The 26,132-nt window shown below is 58.8% G+C and carries 21 protein-coding genes; 9 read left to right on the top strand and 12 right to left on the bottom strand.

The features are described 5' to 3' along the window. Nucleotides 1-11 precede the first annotated feature (11 nt). Nucleotides 12-1,364, bottom strand: coding sequence for a hypothetical protein (locus K1X75_04500; GenBank protein ID MBX7057301.1), 1,353 nt, complete (start codon nt 1,362-1,364; stop codon nt 12-14). On the opposite strand from K1X75_04500, the gene K1X75_04495 reads away from it, so the two are divergent. Further along, nucleotides 1,363-2,442: a metalloenzyme gene (locus K1X75_04495; protein MBX7057300.1), complete on the top strand. Its 1,080-nt coding sequence runs from the start codon at nt 1,363-1,365 to the stop codon at nt 2,440-2,442. The genes K1X75_04500 and K1X75_04495 overlap by 2 nt on opposite strands. On the opposite strand, the gene K1X75_04490 is transcribed toward K1X75_04495, so the two are convergent. After that, nucleotides 2,352-3,578 carry a tetratricopeptide repeat protein gene (locus tag K1X75_04490; protein MBX7057299.1) on the bottom strand — a complete coding sequence of 409 codons (1,227 nt, stop codon included), beginning with the start codon at nt 3,576-3,578 and terminating at the stop codon, nt 2,352-2,354. The two genes, K1X75_04495 and K1X75_04490, sit on opposite strands and share 91 nt — an antisense overlap. A gap of 19 nt (nt 3,579-3,597) precedes the next feature. Then, nucleotides 3,598-5,637, bottom strand: coding sequence for a hypothetical protein (locus K1X75_04485; protein MBX7057298.1), 2,040 nt, complete (start codon nt 5,635-5,637; stop codon nt 3,598-3,600). Between the two features lie 135 nt (nt 5,638-5,772). Between K1X75_04485 and K1X75_04480 the strand changes: the two genes are divergently transcribed. Then, nucleotides 5,773-6,417, top strand: coding sequence for a class I SAM-dependent methyltransferase (locus tag K1X75_04480; GenBank protein MBX7057297.1), 645 nt, complete (start codon nt 5,773-5,775; stop codon nt 6,415-6,417). Here the strand turns inward: K1X75_04480 and mtaB are convergent. The 7 genes from mtaB to K1X75_04445 all read right to left on the bottom strand — a co-directional run bounded on the left by mtaB (nt 6,414) and on the right by K1X75_04445 (nt 15,076). Then, nucleotides 6,414-7,823, bottom strand: a complete 1,410-nt coding sequence (gene mtaB / locus K1X75_04475; GenBank protein ID MBX7057296.1) for a tRNA (N(6)-L-threonylcarbamoyladenosine(37)-C(2))-methylthiotransferase MtaB — start codon at nt 7,821-7,823, stop codon at nt 6,414-6,416. The genes K1X75_04480 and mtaB overlap by 4 nt on opposite strands. Continuing rightward, nucleotides 7,820-8,593 (bottom strand): tetratricopeptide repeat protein, encoded by a 774-nt coding sequence (locus K1X75_04470; protein ID MBX7057295.1) that lies wholly within the window; start codon nt 8,591-8,593, stop codon nt 7,820-7,822. The genes mtaB and K1X75_04470 overlap by 4 nt, the downstream gene beginning before the upstream one ends. Before the next feature lie 46 nt (nt 8,594-8,639). Then, nucleotides 8,640-9,134 carry a hypothetical protein gene (locus K1X75_04465; GenBank protein MBX7057294.1) on the bottom strand — a complete coding sequence of 165 codons (495 nt, stop codon included), beginning with the start codon at nt 9,132-9,134 and terminating at the stop codon, nt 8,640-8,642. Beyond that, nucleotides 9,134-11,746 (bottom strand): ATP-dependent Clp protease ATP-binding subunit, encoded by a 2,613-nt coding sequence (locus K1X75_04460; GenBank protein MBX7057293.1) that lies wholly within the window; start codon nt 11,744-11,746, stop codon nt 9,134-9,136. Before K1X75_04460 ends, K1X75_04465 begins: the two co-directional genes overlap by 1 nt. Before the next feature lie 226 nt (nt 11,747-11,972). After that, complete coding sequence (locus K1X75_04455; GenBank protein ID MBX7057292.1) at nt 11,973-13,043, bottom strand: hypothetical protein; 1,071 nt, start codon at nt 13,041-13,043, stop codon at nt 11,973-11,975. Between the two features lie 6 nt (nt 13,044-13,049). Further along, the gene (locus tag K1X75_04450) at nt 13,050-13,733 is read right to left on the bottom strand and encodes an ABC transporter ATP-binding protein (protein ID MBX7057291.1); all 684 of its coding nucleotides are present in this window, start codon (nt 13,731-13,733) and stop codon (nt 13,050-13,052) included. A gap of 5 nt (nt 13,734-13,738) precedes the next feature. Further along, complete coding sequence (locus K1X75_04445; GenBank protein ID MBX7057290.1) at nt 13,739-15,076, bottom strand: ABC transporter permease; 1,338 nt, start codon at nt 15,074-15,076, stop codon at nt 13,739-13,741. A 123-nt stretch (nt 15,077-15,199) separates the two neighbouring features. On the opposite strand from K1X75_04445, the gene K1X75_04440 reads away from it, so the two are divergent. From K1X75_04440 to K1X75_04415, 6 genes are all read left to right on the top strand, one after another. Beyond that, nucleotides 15,200-16,261: a hypothetical protein gene (locus K1X75_04440; GenBank protein ID MBX7057289.1), complete on the top strand. Its 1,062-nt coding sequence runs from the start codon at nt 15,200-15,202 to the stop codon at nt 16,259-16,261. A gap of 76 nt (nt 16,262-16,337) precedes the next feature. Next, nucleotides 16,338-17,144, top strand: coding sequence for a hypothetical protein (locus K1X75_04435; protein ID MBX7057288.1), 807 nt, complete (start codon nt 16,338-16,340; stop codon nt 17,142-17,144). Nucleotides 17,145-17,163: 19 nt separating this feature from the next. Continuing rightward, a complete protein-coding gene (locus tag K1X75_04430) occupies nt 17,164-19,557 on the top strand; it encodes a tetratricopeptide repeat protein (protein MBX7057287.1) in 2,394 nt (797 codons plus the stop codon). A 71-nt stretch (nt 19,558-19,628) separates the two neighbouring features. Then, nucleotides 19,629-20,957, top strand: a complete 1,329-nt coding sequence (locus tag K1X75_04425; protein MBX7057286.1) for a UDP-glucose/GDP-mannose dehydrogenase family protein — start codon at nt 19,629-19,631, stop codon at nt 20,955-20,957. Further along, nucleotides 20,957-21,643 (top strand): DUF2817 domain-containing protein, encoded by a 687-nt coding sequence (locus tag K1X75_04420; protein MBX7057285.1) that lies wholly within the window; start codon nt 20,957-20,959, stop codon nt 21,641-21,643. Before K1X75_04425 ends, K1X75_04420 begins: the two co-directional genes overlap by 1 nt. 29 nt (nt 21,644-21,672) lie before the next feature. After that, on the top strand, nt 21,673-22,500 hold the full coding sequence (locus tag K1X75_04415; GenBank protein MBX7057284.1) for a 2,3,4,5-tetrahydropyridine-2,6-dicarboxylate N-succinyltransferase: 828 nt from the start codon (nt 21,673-21,675) through the stop codon (nt 22,498-22,500). Here the strand turns inward: K1X75_04415 and K1X75_04410 are convergent. Further along, nucleotides 22,497-23,288, bottom strand: coding sequence for a hypothetical protein (locus K1X75_04410; GenBank protein ID MBX7057283.1), 792 nt, complete (start codon nt 23,286-23,288; stop codon nt 22,497-22,499). The genes K1X75_04415 and K1X75_04410 overlap by 4 nt on opposite strands. A gap of 64 nt (nt 23,289-23,352) precedes the next feature. Beyond that, nucleotides 23,353-24,183: a DUF1698 domain-containing protein gene (locus K1X75_04405; GenBank protein MBX7057282.1), complete on the bottom strand. Its 831-nt coding sequence runs from the start codon at nt 24,181-24,183 to the stop codon at nt 23,353-23,355. A 15-nt stretch (nt 24,184-24,198) separates the two neighbouring features. Here K1X75_04405 and K1X75_04400 point away from each other — a divergent pair, with 15 nt between their 5' ends. Continuing rightward, nucleotides 24,199-26,058, top strand: a complete 1,860-nt coding sequence (locus K1X75_04400) for a glycosyltransferase family 39 protein (protein MBX7057281.1) — start codon at nt 24,199-24,201, stop codon at nt 26,056-26,058. The last annotated feature ends 74 nt before the right edge of the window (nt 26,059-26,132 follow it).

Genomic DNA, 26,132 nt, shown 5'->3' with positions numbered 1-26,132 from the left:
TGCCAGGCGTCTCAGAGTACGGCCTCCTCCGGCATGACGTAGTTATAGAAATTTCGGCCATCATCCGGGTACTGCAGAACATGCACCCGGCCTTCAAGGTTGTGCGCCTCGAGCGCCAATCGCAGCGCGTCCCGGACAACACCCACGCGCTGTGGTCGCACGGCCAGCAGCCAACGATGCGGCGCCAGAATTGCCGCACGTTCAACACGGTCCATTGCCTGGAGACAGCGTGAAACAATATCAGCCTGGATGCTGCGCCAGTCGGAATGCTCCAGAAGCGCCGGGGCAATACTATGAATTACGCTCATACGACCGCCCGAAATAATCGCCAGGCGGTGTAGTTGTGCGAGAATCAACTCAAGCGATGTTCGATCTTGCACGGCGCTTTCTGGACGGCGCCAGCGGGCGCGGGCAAGTCGCTCCGCGGCCGGCAATACGGCCTTTACGACGGGAAGTAAACAGTCGCTCCAGCCGGCTGCCAGCGCCGGCCGTCGATGGTAGGCAAACGCCATAAAACCATCTCCGCCGCATTGCTGGAGATTGAACAGGCGCAACTCCCGATGCAGGCGCCAGAACTCGTCGCCAAAGCGCTTGCGAAAGTTATGATCCACCAATCCGTCTTCACCGATCATCAGCGATTGTTCCGTAGCGCCAGGACTGATATATTCATCACCCGGACTGATCACAAAGCGACGCTCGCTGAGTTCATCCCACTGCCAGCTTGCAATGATTCGGTACACTCGCGACAGAGGATCATGCAACAAGAGAGCCGCGCTCTGAGCGCCAAGCTTCCGCGCCAGCTGTTCAGTCAATTGCTTCAGCCCCGATTCGCCAGCATCGGCGAAATAAATCGAATCAAGCTGCGATGCCGCACTCTCGTCGGCCAGAAGACGATAGCTGAGCGCCGGCGCATGGGCGACAGGGACCGAAGTCGGCATTGGCGGCGGTGGCTGCCGTAGAGCCACAGCGGTCGCCGAGGGCGAGTCTGCGGAATTGGCAATATCCGCGGCGATTTCTTGTTCCGCATCGCGCGCAATGAGTTCCATGAGTTCTGTACGGCTGTCGCCGTCAGCGCTCCGAGCAGGTACAGCGGTCGGGTCAGGCGCCAAAGCGGAGTGCGCCACTACTTCTGCCGTCGCTTCCTTCAGGGCGGGCGTAAAGACGCGAGCGCGTGCCGCGGGTGCAGGATGAGTCTTAGCGACCGTTCGGACGGGCCCCGGCGACGGCTTTGATTGCAAGGCGTCTTCGGTCGTCTGCCAGGCGCTGGCCAGCAAGTCCAGTTGCTTCGCTATCAGCGGCCAGCGCAGCCGCTCCATTTCCTGCCATAGCGCCGCTGGCGGCGATTTCAGATGCAAAGAGTTCATGGCCAGTTCGCCCCTAAAGCACTATACCTGTAGTAGCAGCCCCGGCAATAAGGAACCCTGGCGGACGAAATTGAGCATCATCTACCTTTTCCTCGATGGAGTCGGTCTGGGCGATAACGATCCGGATCGCAATCCCTACTCCCGCTACGCCCATAGCTTCTTATCGGCCGCCGGAGGCAAAACAGGAAACACGCCCGGGAACTGGACCGTTGTCGAGACCGATGCCAGTCTGGGCTATCCCGGGCTGCCACAATCTGCTACCGGTCAAACTGCGCTCTGGACTGGCGTGAATGGCGCCCGAGCTATGGGCCGCCACATGACGGGCTTTCCCGGCCCAACTCTGATCCGCGTCATCGAGCGCTATTCGATCATCAAACGCCTCTGCGAGGCTGGCTTGCGCTGTTCCCTGATGAACGCCTATACCCATTCCTATATTGAACGGATTCAACAAAGGCCGCGCCTGGCAAGCGCCTCGACGCATGTCCAGCGCGTCTCCGGTCAGAGATTGAAGACTGTCGATGATCTGGAGCAAAATGATGCGCTCTACATGGATATCACCCATGAAATCATGCACCAGATTTATCCGGATCTCGCCGAGCGCTTTCCCACGCAATCGGCCCGACAGCGCGGCGCGGACTTTGCAAGGATTGCATCAAACTACGATCTGTGCTTGTTTGAGTTCTTTTTGACCGACAAGGCCGGCCACGAGCAGAGCTTCGAGATGTGCGCCTGGTGCATCCAGGTGCTGGAGGAATTCCTTGATGGATTGTGCGCGGCCATGGATCCGCAGCGCGACCTGCTGGTAATTGCCTCAGATCACGGCAACTCGGAAGACCTGAGCGTAAAGACGCATACTCATCGAGCCGTGCCAACCTTCCTTTTTGGAAATGGGGCCGAAGCAGGCGCAAAGTCAATTCGCAGCCTGATTGATATTCCGCCCTTCCTGTATAGCCAGCTGGGTCTGCCGGACGGCTCGCCGGAAGAATCTCATCGGCGGTCAGCGGAGCTGGCCGCGGAATCGTCGCTGTCACTATCGCCGCCCGGGACCTCGGCCGGCGGCCTGCCGCCTTCCGGATAAAGTGTCTGTCCATTTGGCCGCCGTTCAAGGTCTTCCTGGTAAAAGCGTTCTTGAATTTGAGCGTCGATTTCACGTTTCCATTCAATTGCCTTTTCCGTATAGGCGCCGGCGGGGAAATCGTCAATTGCACGCTGGAAGGAGCGCGCCGCGGCATCTAGCTTGCCGAGTCTGGATAGCAATATGCCGCGCTGGATGAGGGCCGGCTGGTCCAGGCTGCGATCGCCGTTGCGGAGAACGCGATCGTAGTGCGCCAGCGCCGCCTGAATGCCGCCACTGGCGGCATAGCTCTCGGCCATCCAGTAGGTGGCGCGTTCATTCAAATCAGCGTCGGCGCCTTCCAGCGACCTGCGGAAATGGCGAATTGCCTCGTCATGACGACCCTGGCGCTCCGCCGCCATTCCATTGCGAAACGCTTCCTCGCCTAGAGCGCGAGCCTCGGTAGCGCGCTCGTGCGGCTGCAGATTGGCGTTACCGGTCAGATACTCATCATAGTAGGCGTAACCGGCCCACTCGCGGCCGCCGCGACTGGCAGCCAGGGCGCGCCCGCGCTCCGCTTCCAGATTCTCCGGATGGTATTTCAGGGCGACGCGGAAGTTATCCCGCGCCCGCCGAAACTCGCCAGCGCGCAAATAGAAATAGCCAAAAGCCGTATGAACGTGCGAGCGCAAACGTTGATCGATATTACGCGCCAGCAGCCCCTCAAGCAGGGAACGGCCCTCCTCTTCATGATTGATGAAAAGCAGCAATCGTCCAACGGAGAAGTCAACGCGGTCGCGCAGTTCGGGGTCCAGCTGCGGATCGGATTTCAATTCGCGAAAGTAATCCAGGGCGGTGGGGCGATTGTCCGTTCGCTCCAGGGCTGCCGCGAGGCCAAAGCGCGCAAACTGATTGGTACGCCGGCCGATATTCTGTGACAGAACCTGGTTGTAGATGACAGCCGCCTGCCGGGCCCCCTCCTCGCTGTTCTGTCGCAGCAACTCATCGGCCTCGCGCAGCCGCGCCTCGGTTTGGCGCAGCTCCTGACGATGTGCGTCCTCGCCCCGAAACCAATCCAGAGAGCGACCGGCCAGCAACGCCACCCCTCCCGTAAGCAGGGAGACGCCCAGCATCAATATGAAACCTTGCTTTAGACTCATCGCCGGCTACCTGCTGCACTCAGCGCGCTCGCTCCAGGGAGCGATTGTACCAGAAGCGCGCGCGTTCCGGATATTGACGCCGCACCCGTTCATGCAAGAAGAACTCCATCGCGCTTCGAAATTGACCCATGTGGAAGTAGGACATGCCCGTAAAAAGCATCGCTCTGGCCTTTACTGAATCATCAACGCCCCGCCCGAGCACATAGGGAGCGATACGGCGCACCGCTTCGCCGTACGAACGGCGGTAGTATGTTTCCTGCAAAATCCGACTCAGGCCAACCATACCTGGGGCCAAGCTGCCCTCTTCCAGGTCAGAGGCAGTTTCCTGCTGATCGGATTCGGGGCGGCCTCCGCCAACCGCTAATGCGCTGCCGACGAAGTTTCGCCCCGCGAGCAAGCGGTCTTCGGCATGGCCATCCGCTTCCAGCGAAAGAACGTAGAAGTAACGGCCGTGTGGGAGTCCGGCGTCGGTATAGCTTTGCGTATCGGCCTCCAGTTCGGCCAGGAGGTCGCCATGGCTGCGAACATCTCCCCAGCTGCGCAAGGAGCGATCGGATCGATACAGCAGCAAGCGCACATTGCGAGCTCGTTCGCGCCCCACGACTCTCCAGCTCAACTGCACGCTGTCGCCATCAACGCGCGCCCGCAGCTCAGACAGGTAGGGACGGGTTGTGTTTTGCGTCGCTGGATCTGGATGCTGGCTGTCCGGACGGACATCGTTTTGCTGCGGCTTCTGTTGATTTTCAACAACTGTGCCGGGCGATTGACCGCCAAGAATGCGAGAGCCAAAACCAGTGAAGGTGCGACCCTCGACAAAGGCCTGCACATCCTGTGCCGAACTATCGCGAGGCACCAGCGCATAGTAGTAAACTCCTGGCGCCAGCGAACGGTCGCGGTAGCTGTTAACGCCGCGGCCCACTTCCCCCAGCGCTGTGGCGCGGGCCAGCTCCTGAGCGTTGCTGATGGGCCGCGTGGAACGATAGATGCGCAAACTGCTCACCGGTCCATCGGGATCAGCCCAGAGCAATTTGACCGTGTCACGATTTTCCAGATATGCGGTCAATGCATCGGGAAGCAGACGACTGCGATCCTGGCTTACCTGAACCGGCTGGAATACATTTTGAATATAGGACTGGCCAAAGCTCAATTCCCGGCCTTCTTCTCCTGTTTGCGGATCGTTAACTGTAACGCCATAGTAGACCACTCGTCCCAGGGGCGGCGTCGTGTCCTCAAACTGCAGTTGATTGGCTTGAGTTTGTCCGATACGTCGGGCAACGCGCAGCGCCATCGGATTGGCCATCGGCTCAAAGCTGCGGTAGACGTTGTAGCTCACATTGCTATTGGCCGGAGCAGACCAGTTGAGTTTGACAGAACTCTGAGCATTGACTGCGCTCAGAGCGCGCACCTGCAGCCTTGCATTCTGGTCGGCGGCTGAACCCGGCTGCGCCGGACTGGCGCTCCGGTAGACAATCATTGGCTTGGTGGAATAATTCCCGTCTGCTACTAGATTCATGCCCTGCGAACGCGTCGCTTCGTAGACAGTTACCACGGCATAGTAGTAGGCTCCGTCCGGCAAACCGCGGTCCAAAAAGGTCGTCTCCTGTGGTCCTAGCAACGGATAGGCGACGCTGTCGGCGTCCATTACCAGTTCGCGGGTCGCTGTTGGTCGAATATATCGAACCACATAGATCGCCGTGTCGTTGTGTGGACTGACGTCCCAGCTCAGGCGCACGGAATAGCCAGGATCATCGACTCGTTCCACGCGCAGGTTGCGTATCAGCGGCAGCTCGCTGTCGAGGCGACCGGCAGGCGCTTGCTCAGCTGGCTTCTCCGAATTTGCTGTCGGCTGCTGAGCGGGCCCGGTCGCAGGCTGCTGCGGATTGGATGGCTCTTGTTGAGCCGGGCCTGCGGCCGGTTGCTCGCTGGACGGCTGGGCCGGCTGTGGCCGTCGCTCTTCGGCGCGCGGCATTGGATCGATCCCCGGAATTCCCTGGGCTAAAAGACCCCCCGAGAGCAACGCCAGGCTGAGTACAGCCGCTCTGACGATTGGATTTGACATAAATCCGCCAACCTCAGCTGTATTTATCGGCTGCGCTGTGGGCCAAATGGAGCCGGCGTCGTAGCGAAGCGCGGGCGCCGGGAAACTCAAGCCCGATACCAGACAGTCCCGTTCTCTTTAGACGCAGTAGCATCGATGCGCGGTCGCCCTTATTACGAGGAACCAGAGTTCCATGACTACCTCCTTTCCCGGGAGAGAAGAGACCTCTTTCCCGTTCGCTCGTTGCTCTCGCAGATCAAATGGGAAGGCGTGGAGAACCTGCTCGATTTTGGGTCGGGCAACGGTTATTTTTTACGCGGCCTGCTGGAGGTCCTCCCGGAGAACGCGTCGGTTTGGGGCGCTGAGTGTCAGGAGGATTTGATAGACTATTGTCTCAGTCAAAAGGTCAAGGAAGGTATCGAGCGGTTTACGCCCTTTTATACGGAACGCACGGAGCACCCGCTGCTGCCAGATTGGCTGCCCGAGTTTGACATGGCCTTTTGCGCCTGTGTCCTCTCGACCTTCGCCGACCCGGCAATGGCAATTCGCGGCGTGGGCCGCAGCGTCAAGAACGATGGGCGAATGATCATACTTGACTGGGAGCGCGTGGAGGCGCCTTCCGGTCCGGAGATCGGCCAAAAGGTTAGCAAAGATCGGATGCTTTTTTTTGTGCGCGATGCCGGCTATCGTCTCGTTCGCACGTTAAAGGCCAACTCCTATACCTATCTTCTGGAAATCGAAAAGGGCGATGAAGCGCGCGAGGAGCATGATCGCTATTCGCGCCTCGAGTTGCCGAACTAGATGCTCTCATCGATCAGGCGACACTCGATGCGGTTCTCGATCCATCTGTCTCCGATTTCTACGGGAAGTATCTGCCCGCGGCGCGCGCCGCTCTTCCTTGCAATGACGCGCAGGAAATTATCAGTCAGTCCAAGGCAGAACTCGCCTGTCGGCGAAATCTGCTCGACTATCATTTCGCGACGCTGTCCCCGCTCCTGTTCCCAGTAGCTCTGAAAATTCCTATCGCGCAATGCGGCCAGCTTGCCCATTCGCTGGCGGATCTCCTGGTCCGGGACTCGTGGCAGACCAAGCTCCGCCGCCGGCGCTCCGCTGCGTGGAGAGAACCGAAAGGCGTGGATATTGGCAAAACCCAGCTCTTCCAGCAAATCATAGCTTTCCCGAAAATCCTCCGCCGTCTCGCCGGGGAAACCAACGATTACATCGGAACCCAGAAATACACGCGGATTGATCTTCAAGAAGGTTTCAATGCGCAGCCGGAAACTCTTGCTGCTGTAGCTGCGTCGCATTGCTCGCAGAATCCGATCGCTGCCGCTTTGCAGCGGCGCGTGCAGAAAATCGCAAAATTGCGGATGCAGGCTCAATCGGGCAAGATCTGCATCTATGTCGCAGGGTTCGATGCTGGAGAGTCGGAGGCGGGCCTTTTTCAGGGAATCCAGGACCCTTTCCAGTAGCTTAACAAAGCGCAAACTCTCGGAGCGATCGCGGTACCAACCGAGGTTAACGCCGGTCAGAACAATCTCCGCAACTCCGGCATCCTCCAGCGCCCTGGCGTGATCGATGCAATCCTGCGCAGGACGAGATACGCCTGGGCCTCTGGCCTGCGGAATTTTGCAATAACTGCAGCGGCGATCGCAGCCATCTTGAATCTTCAAATAGGCGCGCGTGTGCGTCAGCGGCAGTTTGCTGCCATAGTCGAAGGGAGCGATCATGGTCGGTCGCCGGCCGTAACCATTTTGAGAGCGTTGCTTGATTGGGTCCCTGGATGGATCTTCGAGGAGGTCGGTAGCAGCTGCTTCAGCGCCATCCAGCAGCCAGCGATCTACAATTTCAAAGAGCTGTGACTTGCGATCATTGCCAACTACCAGATCAACCTCTGGCAGGGCGGCGACCGTTTCGCTGTCGGTCTGGGCATAGCAGCCCGTTGCCACAATTCGTGCGCCAGGATAGCGGCGACGGAGCGAACGCAGCGAGGCGCGATTGCGAGCATCCGCCTGATCGGTAACCGTACAGCTATTCAGAATGGCCAGGTCGATGTCGCTGGCATCTTCCTCCGCCGGCAAATAGCGCCCGCTTGCAGCAAAGCGCCGAAGCAAGCCATCGCTCTCAAATTGATTGAGTCGGCAGCCAAGGGTTTCAATGAGCACCCGCAGCGGGCGAGCCAGGGAAGGAGCTGCTATCGGATTCACTGTGCCTGGCGGACCCGTTCCAGTCCAGCGCGCGCGGCCGCGTGCTGCTCGTTGAGTTCCAGCGCCCGGCGGTAGAGGTCGCCGGCCTCGCGAAATCGACCGGCGGCTTCCGCGCTCTTAGCCGCGCTCCGCAATGCCATGGCCTGGTTCTCAACTGCGGCGCCAAGATTCACCAGAGTGCGCACTGCATCGGCCCTGGTCGGCGGAGCGGCATTCAACGCGTTGCGCAGCCGAAATTCAGCCTCTTCGTAGCGCATCTGTTTCAGGAAGATCAGTCCGTCGAGATAGAGCGCGGCAAAATTCTTCTGATTGGCCGCAATTACCTTTTCCAGGTGCCGGCGGGCAAGATCCAGGCGACCGGCTACAAAATAGGCGGCGGCGGCCTCCAGGCGAAGCGCCGCATTTTCTCCTGTTTCACGGATAGCGCCCTCTGCGCTATGCGCTGCCTCGACAGGATCGCTGCGCCGCAAGACTCGAACCTTGAGTATGCGGCAGGAAATGCTTTGAGGGTTGGCGTTAATGCAGTAGCGCGCGTGAGCCAGCGCCGGGTCGGTTTGACCCTGGGCCAGATAACTGGCGCCAGCCAGAGTGCGTAGTTCCGTCGAATTGCGATTGCTGTCAAAGACCGAGCGTATCACCGCCAGGGCATCTTCGTATTTCCCGGCGCGGTAATTGTTCAGCGCTTCGTCGTAACGCGGCGCGGATTGGGCAATCAAAGCGCTAACCAATACGGCTGGCACGAACAGTAGCAAGAAGAGGTTTCGATGCATGGCGGACTCCGCCGCCGGGAGGCTTATTGCGCCGGCGCCGGTCCACTCAGGGATTGGACGGTCGTTTATCGACCACTTTTTTGAAAGCCCGTTCCAGGCCAGCGGGAGCGTTGCGCTCCGGTCGGCGTGCAACATAGCGGATCTCGATTTCGCTGCGTCGGCCCAGGAGGTAGTGCTCAATGGCTTCTTCGCCAACGTAGCGTTCGTCGCCGTGCGCCAGTACGGGCAAATCTACGCGCGGGTCAAGCCACAGCACCGCCAGGTTGAGCTCTGATTGACCGAGAAAATACTCCAGAGGCGCCAGGGCGCTTCCTCGGAATTTGCAACCGCGGCCGGAGTCGAAGGAATACTCTAGTTCCAACCAGTCGGTGCGTAGCCGCGATGGACCGGCAAAGGCCGGACGCAACTGATCAATGCTGGCGCGCGCGCTGCGCTGCCCGCGCAGCCACAGCCGTAGCCAGACGCTCGCGGCAGCCAGTAGCAGCGCCGCTGGCGCGATTGCCGCAATGTACGGCAGCCAAACGCTCAGCGGTTGATCCATCAGCCTACCTGTCCGGTGTTTGCCGGTCTGGAAGGATTGGGATCCGTCTCCTTATCCTCGCTGGCGCCCGCAGAGGCAGCCGGAGGCGCATTCTTGCGATTCAGTTCCTCATGTTTGCGCTGGATTTCAGCCTCGCGCTCCTTGCGCAACGTTTCATAACCGGGCCAGAAACGCTCTTCATAGCGCAAGCTGCGTTTGCCAGCGTCGTCCTTATTGCATCCGACCAGAATCTCGGTAGGGTCCTTGTAGGCGCCCTCCAGCATTCGATTGGCCATATAGTCTTCCAGCTCGCGTTGCAGCGTGCGACGCAAGGGCCGGGCGCCAAACTTCTCGTCGTAGCCCATTTCGGCGATCAGGTCGCTGGCCTCGTTGTCGAGCAGCACCTGAACCTTTTTCTCGACGAGGTGGCGATTCATACGCGCCGCCATGATATCGATGATCTTGCGAATGTCTTCGCGCGTTAGCGTGTGGAAGGTAATCACCTCGTCGATTCGATTCAGAAATTCCGGATTGAAGTGCTTCTTGAGCTCATCAAGCAGTTTGTCCTTCTTGAATTCCTCTCTGCGGTCCGAACTTTCGGCAAAGCCAAGCTTGCCGCCGCGCTGCATTTCACGGGCGCCCAGGTTGGAGGTCAATATTACGATTGTTTCGCGAAAGTCAACCTTGCGACCGTGGGTGTCGGTCAACGTCCCCTCGTCCAGAATCTGCAAGAGCAGATTGAATACGTCGGGATGGGCCTTCTCTACTTCATCAAAGAGTACGACCGAGTAAGGGCGGCGGCGAATAAACTCGGAGAGCTGTCCGGCATCGTCGTAGCCCACGTAGCCCGGGGGCGAACCAATCAACTTGGACACCGAATGGGGCTCCATATACTCGGACATATCGAGGCGAAAAAGGTTCTTCTCGTCGCCAAAAAGAAATTCCGCCAGGGCGCGAGCCAGCTCAGTCTTGCCCACGCCAGTAGGCCCCAGAAAGATAAAGCTGCCCGAAGGCTTCTTGGGGTCCTTGAAGCCAGTCCGTGAACGACGCACCGCGCGGCTGACCTGCGTAACGGCTTCCACCTGGCCGACGACTCGGCGCCCGAGTTCCTGCTCCATACGCAACAGCTTCTGGGCTTCGCCTTCTTCGATTTTCTCCAGCGGAATTCCAGTCCAGAGACTCAGTACGGCAAAGATGTCTTCCGAGCTGATCGCCACGGAGTAATCGGCGATTTTCTCCTGCCACTGACTGATTTTCTCTTCCAGTACTTCTTTGCGCGCGTTGATTTCGTCGCGGATTTGCGCAGCCTTTTCATACTCCTGCGCCTTGACCATATCATCTTTTTTCTGGACGAGGTCTTTGATTTCCTCCTCCAGAGTGACGATTTCCTCGGGCCGTGAAGAATTCTGCAGTCGGGCGCGGCTGCCCGCTTCGTCGATCACATCGATAGCCTTGTCCGGCAGGTAGCGATCATTGATGTAGCGTTCTGAAAGTTTAACGGCAAGCTCCAGCGATTCGTCGGAGTAGCTGACCTTGTGGTGCGTCTCGAAGGCCCTTTTCAAACCTTTCAATATTAAAATGGTATCGTCCATTGACGGCTCTTTTACAAGGATCGATTGAAAGCGACGTTCCAGCGCCGAATCTTTTTCAATGTACTTGCGAAATTCATTGAGCGTCGTGGCGCCAATGCACTGGATCTCGCCGCGAGCCAGCGCGGGCTTCAGCATGTTGGCCGCATCGATGGCGCCCTCGGCGGCGCCGGCGCCAATCAAGGTATGCAATTCATCGATGAACACAATGATGTTGGTGGAATTCTGAATCTCTCGCATGATCTTTTTCAGGCGATCTTCAAATTCACCGCGGTACTTGGTGCCGGCCACCAGGCTGGCAAGATCCAGAGCAATGACGCGCTTTTCAAAAAGGATATCCGGCGTTTGGTGGCTGACGATCCGCTCGGCCAGGCCTTCTACAATGGCAGTCTTCCCGACGCCAGCTTCGCCGATCAGGACGGGATTGTTCTTGGTCTTGCGACACAGCACTTGAATCAGCCGCTGGATCTCCGCATCGCGTCCGATCACAGGGTCCAGCTTCTTGTCGCGAGCCAGTTGCGTGAGGTCTCGTGCAAATTCGTCGAGGGTTGGCGTGCGCGATTTCTCCTGGCTTTGCTGCCGGCTGGAGCTGGCGGCGCCGGAGGTTGCCACGCCCAGTATGCGCAGGATTTCGCCTTTGATGACCGAATAGTTAACGCTGAAGTTAGCAAGCGCCGCGCCAGCTACGTTGTTGTTGTCGCGCAACAACGCAAGCAGGATGTGCTCCGTGCCTACGTAGTTATGCTTGAGGCGCTTTGCTTCTTCTTTGGAGTAATCAATGATCTTCTGGTACTTGTCCGGATTGGGTGATATATCGATTAGCAGCGTGCTGCCGCCCTGTTTGGATCGACGTTCGACTTCTTTTTTCAATTCGCCAAGGTCGATATTCAGGTTTTTCAGAATCTTGATCGCAACCGAGTCCTCCTCACGCAACAGGCCAAGCAGGATATGCTCCGGTCCGATCATGTCGTGGCCAAGGCGCTTGGCTTCTTGCTGGGCGTACTCGTTGATCACCCGCTTCGCTCTCTTGGTGAAATCAAACATGCTCAATTCTCCAGGCCCCCCGGGGCCTCTTCCTGCGCACCGGCGCCAGCTATGACTATTGGACGCCGCGATGATTCGGCAGACGAAGAAAAGCCCTTCGTCCCGCCTGGCGGGACCCCTACTGCGACTCGACACAGGAAAACCAGCGCAGGCAAAGCTGTCACGATCTTTTCCCGAGCTGGCCTGCTGCTGCGCCCCAATCTCTAGTGTCGGCGTGCAGCGCTACTTACCTGGCCTGGCAGGCGATTTCTGCAGCATGCAAACGGCGCGCCAAATACAAGAGCTGCGTCAGGGCCGCCTGAATTGTAACGGTTCCTGGCCATCGTCGCCAGGACAGGTCCAGCCAGTCGCCTGGCGGCGAGCCTTCGCCGCCGGACCAGCGTAATTCGCAACCGATCGAGCCCAATTGGTCCCGCCAGGTCTCCCAGCCGCCGCTGGCCTGCAGTCCGGCAATATGCAAACGAATAGAGCAACGCATGCCCGAACCGCTATTTGCGGGGCAGGCGCACAGAAATCCAAGACCCGGCTCGAACTGCCATTCCAGCAAGCGATCCAGCTCCAAGCATTGCTCCAGAGTCGCACTAATCCACGCTTCCAGTTGGAGCCAGGATAGGCCGGCATTGGATTGCCAGACGGCCCGCAAATGATCCTCATCGCCTGCAATCAGGGCAGCCCGGTCGCAGCCGAAGCTCCGTCGTTGGCGCCGCCAGGCAGCATGGGGAGATTGCGCGAATATGAATTGGGCGGCGGCAGCCCCAGGCGCAAGTAACATGTCGCTCAGTGTCTCCCTCTGCGCAGGGTTCAATCGGCGCCAGTATGGCACGCCTCGAAGATTTCGCGCAACTCTCAGCCGAACGCTGCCCGGGCAGATCTCTTCATCAAGTCGCTGTCGCCCTTTGTCCTTGGTCAGGGAGGACCCGGCGCTGTCGCCGGGCTCATCGGCGCGCCAGGGCAGATGCGCGCTGTCTTGCACCAGCAGGGCTTCACGAATCTCCTGGCTGCGCGCTCTGGCCAGGCCCGGCGCCGACGGCGCTTTTCCTGCTCTGGCAGCTGCCGGCGCACCCAGATAGTCCTCCAACATCGGGGACAGGCGCGCCGCAAAGCTTTGATAACAGTGTTCGCAACCCAGCTGACCCGTCTTACGAAAGAGGCCAAAGCTCCACTGACAATGACGGCAACGGTCGGAGGATACCTGAAGTTCGGCGCAGTCCGGACAATAGCCGCCAGCGCTCCAGCCGCTGGCATCGGGCGTCAGCAAATGGACGTGAATTTCGGCGCCGCAGCGTTCGCAGTACACTGCTCCTCAATTTCCAAAAGGGCGAATCATGCCATCGGCCAGTCGGTGTCGCAGGGGAACATGGGATGCCAATTCCTGGTCATGGGTCACAATCAACAAAGTGAATCCCATTTCTTCTTGAAGTTGCCAGAGCAGATTTTGCAACTTCGCCGAATTGCCATGATCCAGGTTGCCGGTTGGCTCATCAGCCAGGATCAGTTTCTTTCCGCCCACCAGTGCGCGCGCTACGCCGGCCCTGGCCATCTCGCCGCCAGAGATTTGATTTGGAAAATGGTTCAAGCGATGAGCAAGTCCGACCAATTCCAGAGCGCGTTGCGCCTCGCGCTTTGCATCGACCGCCGAAGAGCGACGGATGAGTAGCGGCATCATTGCATTTTCCAGTACCGTAAAGTCCGGAAGCAGGTAGTGGTGCTGAAAGATCAGGCCAACCGTTTCGGCGCGAAAGCGCTCCTTTTCTCGCTCGCCAAGCTCGCGCAGCTCCTGGCCAAAGATACGAACGCTACCGCCGCTGGCGTGATCGATGGCGCCAAGTATGTTGAGTAGCGTGCTCTTCCCCTCGCCGCTTGCGCCTTCCACAGAGGCGATGCTACGATCGGCAATGCTCAAATCGAGGCCGTTCAGCACGGTAATCGTTTCGCTTTCACCGCGGTACTCTTTGACCAGGCCCTTAATTTCAATGGCGTGCTGCATCAACCCTACTCCGCCCGAATCGTTTTCACCGGATCTATTCGCGCTGCTACCAGCGATGGGAAATAGCCGGCCAAGCCGCTTAAGATCATAGTCGCCAGGCAGACGCCAAAGGCGATAGTCACATCGGCTGATACCGGAAGGTGATCAAAATAGTAGATATGTTTGGGAATCAATTGCAGCGGTTCACAGGACCCAAACATCCGGCTGCAGGAAGCGTTGTAGAGATCTTCAATCAGCTGCAATGCCGACTCCAGACGGGAGGCCATGAACAATCCCAGCGACCCGCCGATGGCCGCCGCCAGAAATCCGATCCACATCGAATGGGCGGTAAAGATAGCGATGATTGAGGAGGACGGCATGCCCATAGCGCGCAACATGCCGATGCTGCGCGCCTTGGATTTTACCAGCATGTGTACAGTGACCCAGATGCCAAAAGCGCCTGCAAAAATCAGCAGACTCAAGATGACCAGCATCATGGTCTTTTCCAGCTGCAAGGCGGCCAGAAAGTTGCCCTTTTCCTGGCGCAATGTTCGCACCGCATAATACGTATAGGCGGAGCCCGGCAGGCTGTTGCGAACGCGTTGTTCTACCAGATCCAGGTGAGAGAGGTCGCGCAGCTGGACGATTACCTCAGTAGACGCATCGCCCAGGCCCAGCGTTCGTTGGGCGGTTGCCAGCGACATGAATATCAAATTCAAATCGAACTCATAGTACCCGGTGCGGAACAAACCAGCGATGACGAATTCCTCTTCGCGAACCTGAATGCCGCGGGTCAGTACGCCGCCTTGCGGAACCAGCAATCGAATGCGGCTGCCCAGGCTCCAGCCAAAGTAGCGCGCCATTTCTCGGCCGACGATCACATAGTTCCCGGAATTCAAGCGCTCCAGCAGCTGCCGATTGCTGTGTACCAAGCGCGGAAAATCCGGCAGAACGCCGCGTTTCAGATCGGCATCGGCGACCGGGATTGCGCGTACCGCTTTTCCCTCGTAGCGATTCTGTACTTCGAGCAGTCCGTTGAGTTGAATGCTTGGGAAGACACTACGAATACGCGGAGCGGCCAGCGGATCTTTCTGGATCGCCTCAAGCAGCTTGCGGTAATCGCGCAGCGGCGCGCCGGCCGGTTCTGAGCTTACAATGATGTGGTAGCCGGAACTCCAGAGCGTGTTCTGCACTTCCTTCTGAAATCCGGTGAAGACGCAAAGCACAATGACCATCAAAAACACCATGGAGGCCATGAAGATCAGCGAAAGCCTGGCGCCGAGGTTGAAGATGACGGTTCGTCCCTGGCCTCGCAGGTAGCGCCAGGCGATAAACAATTCCAGAAAATTTTTGCGTGGGAGCATGCCGAATAGACGCCGGTTGCGACCGGCGATCCCGGACAGGTCTGTTCTCCAGGCAGACAGGTCAATCAGGGTTTTGACTGGACGCGTGCTGCGCAACCGCGCAGTTGTCCAGGGATCACAGCCATGCCCCGCTGGAATCTATTTGTTATTGGCGCATATCTGCTTTACTTCGCGACTCTGGCGACGGGCAGACCTGCTCTGGAGCGGCCTCAGGCGATTCTGGACCGCGAGCCAATTGGTTTTCGTCAGCAAGCTCAAGAGGCAGCGGAAGGCGGGGTGACCGGTCCGGACCAGCCGCTGGCGCAGCAACCCGCTCCGCACTGGATCTGGTCGCCTGGCCTTGTGGAGCGCCTGGTAGCGCAGCGCTCGCTGCTTGCGCCCTTTGCCGATCCGCTGCTCGAATCCGACGCCCGTCCCGATCAGCTGGAGCGTTCCCTGGAACGGGGATACGCGGCCGATGTACTGGCGCTCCTTGCAACCATATTCTGGACGACGCTATTAGCCCTTTTGATCCCGGCAATGCGCGCTCGCCTCTGGTTCTATGGGCCAATGTCAGCCGGGGCCCTTGGCTTTTCCGGTATGGTAATACTGTACCGCGCCTTGATCGATCGCTCCCTGCAGATTCTCAGCAATAGCATCCCCATCTACGACCAGATTACCGGACTCGGTGAAATCCTGCTGGCCCTAGCCGGAGTGGCCGTGGCCATGGATCGGTTGTTGCCGGCGCGCCATAGCGACGAGGCAATGGACCGCGCCTTCATGGCGCATATTCGGCCGGCGGATAGCCGCCAGCGACAAGCGCTCAGACGGGCGCTCTATACGATCCTGCACATGGTCGCAATTTTCCTGGCGGCGGTCCTGGTCTCCAATCTGGCCCTGCTCCCGCTTTACTATCTACAGGTGCAGTTGCCTGGTTGGTTTACGGGATTGCTGGCTGGCGGCCTTGCCCTTCTGGCCTATTATTATGTTCGCGCTTACCGGCAGGTCGGCCGTGCGCAGAGCCCTGCAGTTGCCTGGTCGGGACCGGCGGCCTTTCTCGGTTACCGCTTTCTTTCCAATGCGCTATTCCTGTTCTCGCTGCTGGCAGTTGTAGTGGTAGGCGTTCTGGCCATAGTCAGCGTGGTATTAAACAATATTGCCGCTCTTCAGGGGGCAGGCATGCTGCCGCCGCCGGACGCGCTCTAGTTCCTTCCATCTTTCTGCGGCCGCCAGGAGCTCAATCATTCGGGCATCCGTCCGATAGATTGTAGAAGAGTTCGCAATGTCCAGATACTGTTCGTTGGCCCTTGCCATCTCATTGATTCCGGCAGCGATTTTGTCTCAGCCGGCGGTTGATCCTGCCCCGGCCAGCTCGATGGATCAGACGGTTACGCCGGGCGCGGGCGAGTCCGGCGGCGAATCAACGCCAGGCGGAGGCGCGCCGTCGCCGGCCACAAGCAGTCCCGGACGGCCGATCGAAGATGCGGAATCACTGGCTCTGCTGGCCCGCGCCGAGGAGCATTTTTTTAAGCAACGATACAATATCGCCATGCGACTGTTTCGGATGTTGATGGCTCGCGAACCAGAAAATCCGGCCGCCTATCGATTTGCCGGGGATATTCAGCTGGCGCTTGGCAAGGCCGCGGAAGCGGAGCAATACTTCCAACTCGCTCGTGAGCTTTCGGATCGACCCGCTGAGGAATGGTTTCGTATTGCGCAATCGCGTTACCTGCAGGCCGACGGCCCCGGCGCCATGGCTGCGCTACAGGAAACGCGACAGGCGGATCCGCAGTTGATGCAGGCGCTCTTTCTGGAGGGCATCGTGCAGTTTCGCATCTTTCGCAACAAGCGCGCAGTCATCGCGGCCTGGGAAGAGTACCGGCGTTTGCGACCGGACGATCCGCAAGGACCGGCCATTGATGCTGCGATTGCAATTCTGAAGCGGGCGGACTACGAAATTCCAGAAGAGAATGGTACGCCTCGATTGCCGGATGGTTCACAGACGCGACGTCCCTACCAGCCGGCTTCGCCTCCGGCAGCGCGACCTGATGATACGCCCGGCGGCGCAGAGCTGCTTGATGAACTATGAATTGTAGCGGGAGAAGCTTGTGAATCGCAATACAATTGCCCGTGGCCTGGACCTGGCCATTGTCATTGGCGCAGGAATCCTTGTTTTTGCACTATGGTCTTCATTTCAGAATCGGTTCAACGCGGATGACCCGGCTGCTGGCATCGAAGCGGAGCTTGCCGACCTGGAGCAGCGCTGGCGACAGCAGGGGCGATTCGCCGATCTCATGCTGTTGACGGAACTTCACAATCGCCTGAGCCAATGGGATCTGAGCGCTGCTCTATTGAACGATGCGCTACGGTCCGCAGAACTGTCCGACAGTCAGCGCTTTCAAGCGCTGGTGCAACTCTCACGGACGCAACTGTTGCGCGGGGATCGTGATTCAGCAATGGCTGCTGCGGAGGCCGCGACCCGTTTGCACCCCGAGCGCGCGCCGGGCTACAATCGCCGCGGCGATGTACATCTTCGGGGCGGAGAGAACCGGGCGGCGCTGAGCGAATTTCGAACCGCTGAGCAAGTTGATCCCCATGATGCCGAATCCTATGAACGACAGGCCGCGGCTCTTGTTGCCAGCGGCGATGCACCTGGCGCCCGAGCGGCGCTGGATCGCGGATTGCGAGTCAATCCTTCGGATGCACGCGCTGCAGAACAGCTGGCGCGGGCGCAAGCGGCGGCCGGCGATAGCGCGGCCGCTCTGCGCGTGGTGCAACAGTCTCTGCGTCATAATCCGCGCGACAGTCGTTTGCATGCGCTGCGCGGCGACCTGCTTCGATTGCGCGGCGACAGCGCTGGCGCATTGGCGGCCTACGAGCGGGCTGGCGCGCTGGATCGGCGTAACTCCTATGCCTTTGCTCAGGCCGGCGCGCTCCGGCAGCAGACCGGCGAAGATGAACTTGCGCTGAGACATTATCAGCAGGCCTTGCGTTATGATCCGCGCAATGCTGAGCTTGCGGAGCGCGTTGCTGCCCTGAATCAGACTTCGATCAATCAGCGAAGGCCGATCTCTGCACAGAATCAAAGCGACGCAGGTCGCCCGCCCGAAGAGTCGGCGCAGGTCAGCGATATCATCGTGCGTTCGCGCGACGAAAATGGACGCGAGCAGGAGCAAAGGATTGCACTGTCCGATCGAAATTCTACCGCAGCTATTGCCGGCGAAAGCGCCGACATCGCTGCCCTGCTCAATCAGGGTCGCGAATTTTATCGACAACAGCGCTACGGCGAAGCTCTGGATCGATTTCAGCGCGTCGAACGGCTGGCGCCACAAAATTCCGAAGCGCCCTACCTGGCCGGCCGCGCCTTGCAGAAGCTCGGTCGCGAGGAAGATGCACTGGCCAGCTATGCCCGTTCTGTACGCCTGAATCCCCGCGATCCCAGAGCCAGCTACCACGCCGGCGAACTTCATCTCGACCGCAGTCGCTATGCGCGCGCCGTAGAAAGTTTTGACGAAGCGCTGCGCGCTGATCCTGCGCATGACCATGCTGTCTACAACCGTGCAATCGCTCTCGATCGACTGAACCGCAATGATCAGGCGCTGGAGGCTTACCGTCGATCGCTGCAAATCAATCCGGGCCGCTGGTCGGCGGCATTGAATTTAGCGCTGCTTCTGAAGCGAACCAATCGACCAACTGCTGCGCTTGATATCCTGAATCAATATACGCAGGCCAACCCAGCAGTTGCACAGCTGCAATTTCAGCGCGGCGAAGTCCTGATGGGTCTGAAGCGCTACAGCGAGGCCGCAGAAAGCTACGCCCAGGCCCTTGCTGCGCGGCCCGATTATTTCGAGGCGGCGCTCAATCGCGGCCTGAGTCTGCTGCGCGCCAATCGCGCCAGCGCCGCGATCGAGGCGCTTGAGGGATCATTGCGCATACGCAGCAATGATGTCGATGCCCTCACTGCGCTTGGAATGGCGTTCAAAGCGCAAAGAAGAAACGACCTGGCCCTGCAGCGATTCCTGCAGGCGCTGAGCGTGGCGCCTGGCAACCCGGCAGCCAGCATTGAAGCGACGCCATTGCTTCTGCAATCCGACCGAAAAGAAGAGGCCAGGCGGATCATGATCCAGGCGGCCGCCGCCAATCCGCGGAATCACCAGGTGCAGTTCAATGCCGGCAACTTGTTTCGCGTTTTGGGCGACCTTGCTGCCGCCGCCGACTGCTACCGCCGCGCCATTGAGCTGCAGCCTGGGAGCGAGGAGGCCTACCTGAATCTGGCCCTTGCCTATCGAAACGCGGGAAAGCAGAGCGATGCAGCGACAACCTACCGGCGCCTGTTGGCCCAGCGTCCTGATAGCCTGGAGGCGATGGAACAGCTGGGGTATCTGGAACTACAAGATGCGGCGACGCATGAGCACGGCCGCAGCTTACTGGCGCGCTGCCTGGAGCGACGGCCGGAGCACCCCAATGCCGCTCGCATTCGGGCTGCGCTTTCCTCGCCCTGACTTCCAATAGCCTGGCGCTGTAGCGCGATTCTCTCTGGACATAGTCGCCGGCAATCGGAAGCTGTCCGCCGATGAAAATTGGAGTGGTCGGCACCGGTTATGTCGGTCTTGTTGCGGGCGCCTGCTTCGCCGAATACGGCAATCAAGTCTCGTGCGTTGATATTGACCAATCGAAAATCGATGGCTTAATACGCGGCGAGATGCCAATCTACGAGCCGGGCCTCGAAGAGCTTTGTCTGCGCAACAGTCGCGCCGGACGTTTGCAATTTACAACCAATCTGCAGCTTGCAGTAGAGCAAAGTGAAATCCTTTTCATTGCCGTGGGTACGCCGGATGGGGGCGATGGGCATCCCGATCTCAAGGGAGTTCTGGCGGTGGCAGAAGCAATCGGCGCTGCCATGCCTTCTTACAGAATCATAGTGAATAAGAGCACAGTGCCGGTAGGAGCCGCCGACCGGGTGCGCGAGGCTGTAGCCCGGCGAGCAAGCTGCGAGTTTGACGTCGTCTCCAATCCCGAGTTCTTGCGCGAGGGACGCGCCCTTGATGATTTTATGAAGCCCGAACGGGTGGTGATTGGCGCGGATAGTGCGCGCGCCTCGGCTAGAATGCGCGAGCTCTACGCGCCCTTCGTAAAGGAAACCGATGCTCCCATTCTGGAACTTGGCGTTCGGTCGGCGGAACTGGCCAAATACGCCTGCAATACATTTCTGGCGTTGAAGATATCCTTTGCCAATGAAATGGCGAATCTCAGCGATTTGATGGGGGCCAACTACGAGGAAGTCCGCCATGTGCTTGGTTCGGATAGTAGAATTGGAAGGCAGTTCCTTTATGCTGGCATCGGCTACGGCGGCTCCTGCTTTCCCAAGGATGTTCGAGCGCTGGTCCAGCTTTCACGTAACAGTAACTACGCCTCGCCCTTGATTGAAAGCATTGAGACCGTCAACGAACGCCAAAAGCTGCGAATTTTCGAATTGGTGCAAACACACTTTGCTGAGGCCGGTCTGGCTGGAAAAACCTTCGCCATCTGGGGACTCGCTTTCAAACCGGGAACTGACGATATGCGCGACGCCCCATCGATTCAAGTGATTCGATCCTTGCTGGCAGCTGGCGCGCGCGTGCGCGCCAACGATCCGGCGGCTCAGGCCACTGCACGCGCCGTCTTTGGCGATTCGATTCAATACTGTGAGATGTACGAAAGCCTCTCCGGCGCCGATGCGCTGTTGCTGCTCACCGAGTGGCCGGACTACAAAGAGCCGGATTTTGAGCGAATACTCAAAGAGCTGAAGACGCCGGTGCTTTTTGACGGCCGAAACATGTATGATCCTCTGCTTCTGGAAAGGTACGGCTTCAGACGCTTTGGCATCGGCCTGAATTCTGCGCGCGGCGGCGCCGGCCAGTGATGAGCCTGCCCGGCTCAATCGGGAATGGCGCCGAGGCGGCCCTGGGCCGAAGTTATGGCGACCGGCAGATACTCCTGCAGCGGCGCGGCGCCGGAACGCGTGTCGTACTCTTGATTGGCGGCGTGCATGGCGATGAAATCGAAGGATATCTTCTGGCCGAGCGCTTTGTTCGAGAGCTCGATATCGGCTCGCTGCAGTTGGACCCGACGATCAGCCTGTACGTGATTGCACGTCTTAACCCCGATGGCTGCGCTGCAAATCGTCGCACCAACGAGCGCAATGTCGATCTGAATCGAAACTTACCTACCGCCGACTGGAGCGCTGCATTCACAAATGTTCGTTACTATCCTGGCCCGGGCCCCGGCAGCGAGCTGGAAAATGTTCTCCTGGTGCGCTTGCTAGCAGACCTGCGGCCGACGCGCGTACTATCCCTGCATAGCTGGGAGAATGCGATGGTGAACTTTAATGGTCCATCGGAAGAGATGGCCATAGCGATGTCCTCCCGCAACGGGCTTCCGCCGAAAGGCGACATTGGCTATCCGACGCCCGGTTCTCTGGGCACCTATGCCGGTTGGGAACGGCTGATTCCAACCATTACTCTTGAAATTTTACGCGGGCAGCCGCCGGAGGAAACCTGGCGCCAGCACGCGGAGGCCTTGAAGATAGGCGTCGAGTATCTGCATTGAACACGCCGGCTGGCGCGTAAGGAGCTGCAATGGGCGAGTACTCTGAACTTCAAGAAAGCATTGACCGCTTTTATGAGAATCGCTCTCTGCTTGATTCCGATCTGGCGCGCGCCACGGTGCGCCAGGTTATTTCGCTATTGAACGACGGACGGATCCGCGTCGCCCTGCGCAATGGCCCCGGCGACTGGACCGTGCAGGCCTGGGTCAAGAAGGCGATCTTACTTTACTTTGGCATTCAGCAGATGCGCAGCTATCAGGCCGGCGATCTGCGCTTCTATGATAAGATCGATCCGCGCGCCGACCACAGCGAACGCGGCTTACGAGTCGTGCCGCCGGCCGTTTGTCGCTACGGCGCGCACGTTGAGAAGGGCGCCATCTTGATGCCCAGCTATGTAAACATCGGCGCCTATGTTTCCTCCGGGACCATGGTCGATACCTGGGCAACGGTTGGCAGCTGCGCCCAGATTGGAAAGAACGTGCACCTATCCGGCGGCGTTGGCATAGGCGGCGTGCTGGAACCGCCGCAGGGGCGTCCGGTCATTATTGAGGACAACGCCTTTCTTGGATCGCGAGCTATCGTGGTGGAAGGTGTGATGGTAGAGGAAGGCGCCGTGCTGGGCGCGAGCGTAGTGCTCACGGCATCCACGCAAATTATCGATGTCAGTGGAACCACGGAAACGATTTACCGCGGTCGCGTTCCCGCGCGTTCAGTGGTCATCCCTGGCACAAGGGCAAAGCGATTTCCAGCCGGAGAATACGGCGTCAGTTGCGCATTGATCATTGGCAAGCGCTCTGACAGCACCGATCAAAAGACCAGTCTGGAGACCGCCCTGCGCGAATTTGAGGTCAGCGTCTAAACGGTTGGGCCTGTAGCAGGGCTCAAACAGCTATCACAGATCAAGTGACCGCGCCTGGCCGGTTGTCCGCAGGCGGAGCAGAACTGGTAGCCCCCAGGCCGCAGTTGTGCATCAACGCTAACGCGATCGTCAAAAACGAAGCACTCGCCTTCCCAGCCCTCGCCCCCGCATTCCTCAAGGTAGCGTAAAATGCCGCCTTCAATTTGATATACCTTGCTGAAACCGGACTCGACCAAGAGCGGCGTCGATTTCTCGCAGCGAATTCCTCCGGTGCAGTAGGTTACCAGGCGCTTGTCCCGATACGCATCGAGGAGAGCAAGTTTTTGTGGCAATTCGTGAAATTCGTCGAGGGGCATGCGCAGCGCGCCACGAAAGGCGCCGATCGCGCTTTCGTATCGATTGCGCATGTCGACAAAGAGTGTATTCGGGTCGTCCAGCAATGCGCGCACTTCCATCGGCTGCAAGTAGGCGCCGCTGTTTAGCGCTGGATTTGCATGCCATGAGGTTTTGATCAATTCCGCCTTGATCTTCACAGTCAGTCTGCGAAACGGCGATTGCTCAACGTGGTGCCACTTCAACGCGCCATCGGCCACTGGCGCAGTTTCGCGAATTGTGCTCAGCACGTGCAGCAGATTCTGGTGCGAGCCGCAAAGCGAAACATTGAGGCCCTCTGCAGCCAGGAGCAAAGTGCCGGTTAGCTCATTGCCTTCGGCCGCGCTTCGCCAGGCGGCGCCGCTGGCGGCCGGGTCTTCGAGGGGATAAAAGGAATAGAAATTCAGTACTTCCATGACAATTCCGGAGCCGCAACGATCCAAGGACAGGTCAGGATTTCGTCTGTCAGCGTCAAGTCGGCTAACGATATGCAGTGTAGTAGCTCCGACGAGGCGCTGGATAGCCCTCGATGGTCAAAGTGCAGTCGTCATTCAATCCCTGCCTGAGTCCGGGTAGTGCGGCAATTCCGGGATGCTCTTCCATGTATTCGTACTCCCCGTGCCACGATACCTTTCGGAAGCCGCACCGCTCCAGCCAGTTCAGCACGGCCTGCACGGCGGGCACCTGCCAGACGCCGCGCATTCCCGCAAAACGGGCGCGCGGGCAAAGCAGGAGCGGCCCGGTTGCCAGGCCGCCGGGCAGGCTCATCGTCTCGACCAGCAATCGGCCGCCTGGACGCAATGCGTCGCGACAGAGTCGAAGGATGCGAACTGGATCGGAATGATGATACAGAATGCCCATCAATAGAATTAAGTCGAAAGTCGAGTCCAGGCTCGCCAGGCGCTCGTAGCCTTGCTCCTCCATCGAGATGCAGGAAGGTTGGTGAATGCTCGAAACGAAGTTCCAAAATTGTAGCGGTTGGGCCGCAATCTCCAGGCCAAGCGCCGACGCTACGCCGGCCTGCGCCAAGCAGTAGAGATAGTAGCCATTGTTGGCGCCTACGTCGCAGACGACCAGATCATGGAAGCTGCCAATCAGTTCTGCAACCCGGCGCCACTTGATGTCTGAGCGCCAGGCCGCATCAATACGTTCTCCGAAGAGTGAAAATGGTCCCTTGCGCTGTGCACCGAGCGACTGCAAGGCCTGCCCAAGGTATTTGCGCTGCAACTCGTCGAGTTCATCGGCTGCACCGACAGATACAACTCCCCCTATGACATTAAAGTAATCAGACTGCAATCGCCCGTCTTTCAAATTTTTTCTCCTGTCATGAGCTTCATGGAACTTACCAAATTCCTGAAAAAACATTGTTTGAATTCTAATGCCACAAAGGATGGAATGATGTTTTTTCTGCGGCACATGCGCGGAACGGTATGGGTTGCGGCCATTGCGCTTGGCGCGTTGCGAATGGCGTATGCACTATCCCTTCCCTTACATCCAGATGAGGCCTACTACTGGGAATGGTCCCGTAATCTTTCTGCATCCTATTTTGATCAGGGGCCCGGAATTGCATTCTATATCCGAACTTTTACGCTACTCTTTGGCGATAGCCAATTTGCCCTGAAGCTTGCAGCGTCGATTGCGGCGATTGTCTGCAGCATTCTGGTCTTTGAAACTGCTGTGGCGGCCGGCCTGACAATGCAGCGCGCTGCACTGGCCTTTGCATTGATCGTACTGGCGCCAGGCTTTTTTGGCGGCGCGCTTTTCATTGTCCATGACACCGCCTACTTGCTTGCCTGGAGCGCGGCAAGCTACTTCAGCGTGCGCTTTTTTTCCGGGGGCGGGCGCCTGAGTCTGATTGCGATGTTTGTCTTTGTCGGTCTGGGCGCCCTCTCCAAGCACACCATGCTACTGTTCGCGCTGGCATTTGCAGTGTGGATCTTCGTTGCGCGCGCCCGCTGGAGGCTGCTGGCGCGCTGGGATTTCTGGCTGGGGGTCTTGCTCTGTCTGTTACTTGTTTCGCCGATCCTATATTGGAATGCGCTAAACGAATGGGATGGGGTCGGGGCGATCTTGAATCTGCGTTCCTCCGGCGCAAGCGGCGGGCGCGGCGCCATTGATCAATTTCTGCTGGGACAGCTGGCAGCCTTTTCGCCGCTCTGGCTTTTGCTGTTAGCATTTCTGGCATTGCGCCCTCTCTGGCAGCTTGTAGGGAAGACCTTCCGAAGGTCTGCCGGCAGTGCGCAGCTCGAAACGGCGGATGTCCAGGCGACGCCGGCGCTGCGCTGGATCGGATTTCTGTCCGCTGGATATTTTCTTTTCTTTGCTGCTCTGTCGCTGACACGCAGCGTCCAGGCCAATTGGGCATTTGCCGCCTACCCCGGATTCTGCATCCTGCTTGCGGCTCGTCTTCCGCGGACCGGCGCCAGCGGAGCGCGGAGCAGCAAAATTGTATTGGTCAGCGGCCTTCTGCCGGCGCTGTTGCTGGATACTTTTGCTCTGGCATCGCTACCGCTGATCCGCAGTCTCGCCGGCAAAGCGCCTGTCCTTTTGCCAGCGCTGCAGCTGCAGGCCTATCCCCTGGCGATAGCCGCGCTGGAAGAAAGGGCGCAAGCAGTGGACAGTGGCGCCAGGATTGCATCCAATCGCTATCAGGATGCCGCCATTGCCTCCTGGTATCGACGGCAGCGCGTCTTTACGCCGGCGCTTAGTATTCTGCAAAAGACGCAGTACAGTTTTTGGACGCAACCAGTTGCAGGAGAAAACTACATCGTCTTTCATATTGATGAAGATCCGCGCTACAAGAGCCATGCCTTTTTTCCGCCCATATTGAAGTACATGTTTCGCGAAGTTCGCGACTTGCCGCCACTGGAGATCTCAATCCAGCCGGAAGGCGTCGTTCTGCGAATGCAGCTTTGGTATTGCAAAGGCTACCGCCGGCACTGGTCGGGTCTGCTGGTCGATTACATGCAGCGTAGAGCGATCCTCGACCTCATGCCTAACTTGAGGGATCCTCGACTCGATACCGAGGACATTTCCCTGGTCAGCACCAGAGAAATGCTTCAGATGACGCTGCAAATGTATCAACAATTGCGCGGCCGCGAGCGTTGTCAGGATCTTGCCGCGCTGGGTTGCAGCGGCGAAGAGCGCAATGGCCTTGGCGCGCTGCTGCAGGAGTACTTCCAATGATCTCTGCGAACCGGATCAGACCGCCTGTCGTCGCACTCGCCCTGGCCATAGGCCTGTGCGCTGGTTGCCGCCAG

This window comes from Leptospirales bacterium, from assembly GCA_019694655.1.
GTDB lineage: Bacteria > Spirochaetota > Leptospiria > Leptospirales > Leptonemataceae > SSF53.
This window is presented reverse-complemented; position numbering and strand designations above follow the sequence as displayed.

Excerpts from the sequence above, each read along its gene's own strand:
- K1X75_04435 (MBX7057288.1), top strand. The coding sequence starts at position 16,338 with ATGTCCAGATACTGTTCGTTGGCCCTTGCCATCTCATTGATTCCGGCA.
- K1X75_04485 (MBX7057298.1), bottom strand. The coding sequence starts at position 5,637 with ATGTCAAATCCAATCGTCAGAGCGGCTGTACTCAGCCTGGCGTTGCTC.
- K1X75_04425 (MBX7057286.1), top strand. The coding sequence starts at position 19,629 with ATGAAAATTGGAGTGGTCGGCACCGGTTATGTCGGTCTTGTTGCGGGC.
- K1X75_04480 (MBX7057297.1), top strand. The coding sequence starts at position 5,773 with ATGCGCGGTCGCCCTTATTACGAGGAACCAGAGTTCCATGACTACCTC.
- K1X75_04460 (MBX7057293.1), bottom strand. The coding sequence starts at position 11,746 with ATGTTTGATTTCACCAAGAGAGCGAAGCGGGTGATCAACGAGTACGCC.
- K1X75_04445 (MBX7057290.1), bottom strand. The coding sequence starts at position 15,076 with ATGCTCCCACGCAAAAATTTTCTGGAATTGTTTATCGCCTGGCGCTAC.
- K1X75_04440 (MBX7057289.1), top strand. The coding sequence starts at position 15,200 with ATGCCCCGCTGGAATCTATTTGTTATTGGCGCATATCTGCTTTACTTC.
- K1X75_04495 (MBX7057300.1), top strand. The coding sequence starts at position 1,363 with ATGGCCAGTTCGCCCCTAAAGCACTATACCTGTAGTAGCAGCCCCGGC.
- K1X75_04490 (MBX7057299.1), bottom strand. The coding sequence starts at position 3,578 with ATGAGTCTAAAGCAAGGTTTCATATTGATGCTGGGCGTCTCCCTGCTT.
- K1X75_04465 (MBX7057294.1), bottom strand. The coding sequence starts at position 9,134 with ATGGATCAACCGCTGAGCGTTTGGCTGCCGTACATTGCGGCAATCGCG.
- K1X75_04415 (MBX7057284.1), top strand. The coding sequence starts at position 21,673 with ATGGGCGAGTACTCTGAACTTCAAGAAAGCATTGACCGCTTTTATGAG.
- K1X75_04400 (MBX7057281.1), top strand. The coding sequence starts at position 24,199 with ATGAGCTTCATGGAACTTACCAAATTCCTGAAAAAACATTGTTTGAAT.
- K1X75_04470 (MBX7057295.1), bottom strand. The coding sequence starts at position 8,593 with ATGCATCGAAACCTCTTCTTGCTACTGTTCGTGCCAGCCGTATTGGTT.
- K1X75_04450 (MBX7057291.1), bottom strand. The coding sequence starts at position 13,733 with ATGCAGCACGCCATTGAAATTAAGGGCCTGGTCAAAGAGTACCGCGGT.
- K1X75_04410 (MBX7057283.1), bottom strand. The coding sequence starts at position 23,288 with ATGGAAGTACTGAATTTCTATTCCTTTTATCCCCTCGAAGACCCGGCC.
- K1X75_04500 (MBX7057301.1), bottom strand. The coding sequence starts at position 1,364 with ATGAACTCTTTGCATCTGAAATCGCCGCCAGCGGCGCTATGGCAGGAA.
- K1X75_04420 (MBX7057285.1), top strand. The coding sequence starts at position 20,957 with ATGAGCCTGCCCGGCTCAATCGGGAATGGCGCCGAGGCGGCCCTGGGC.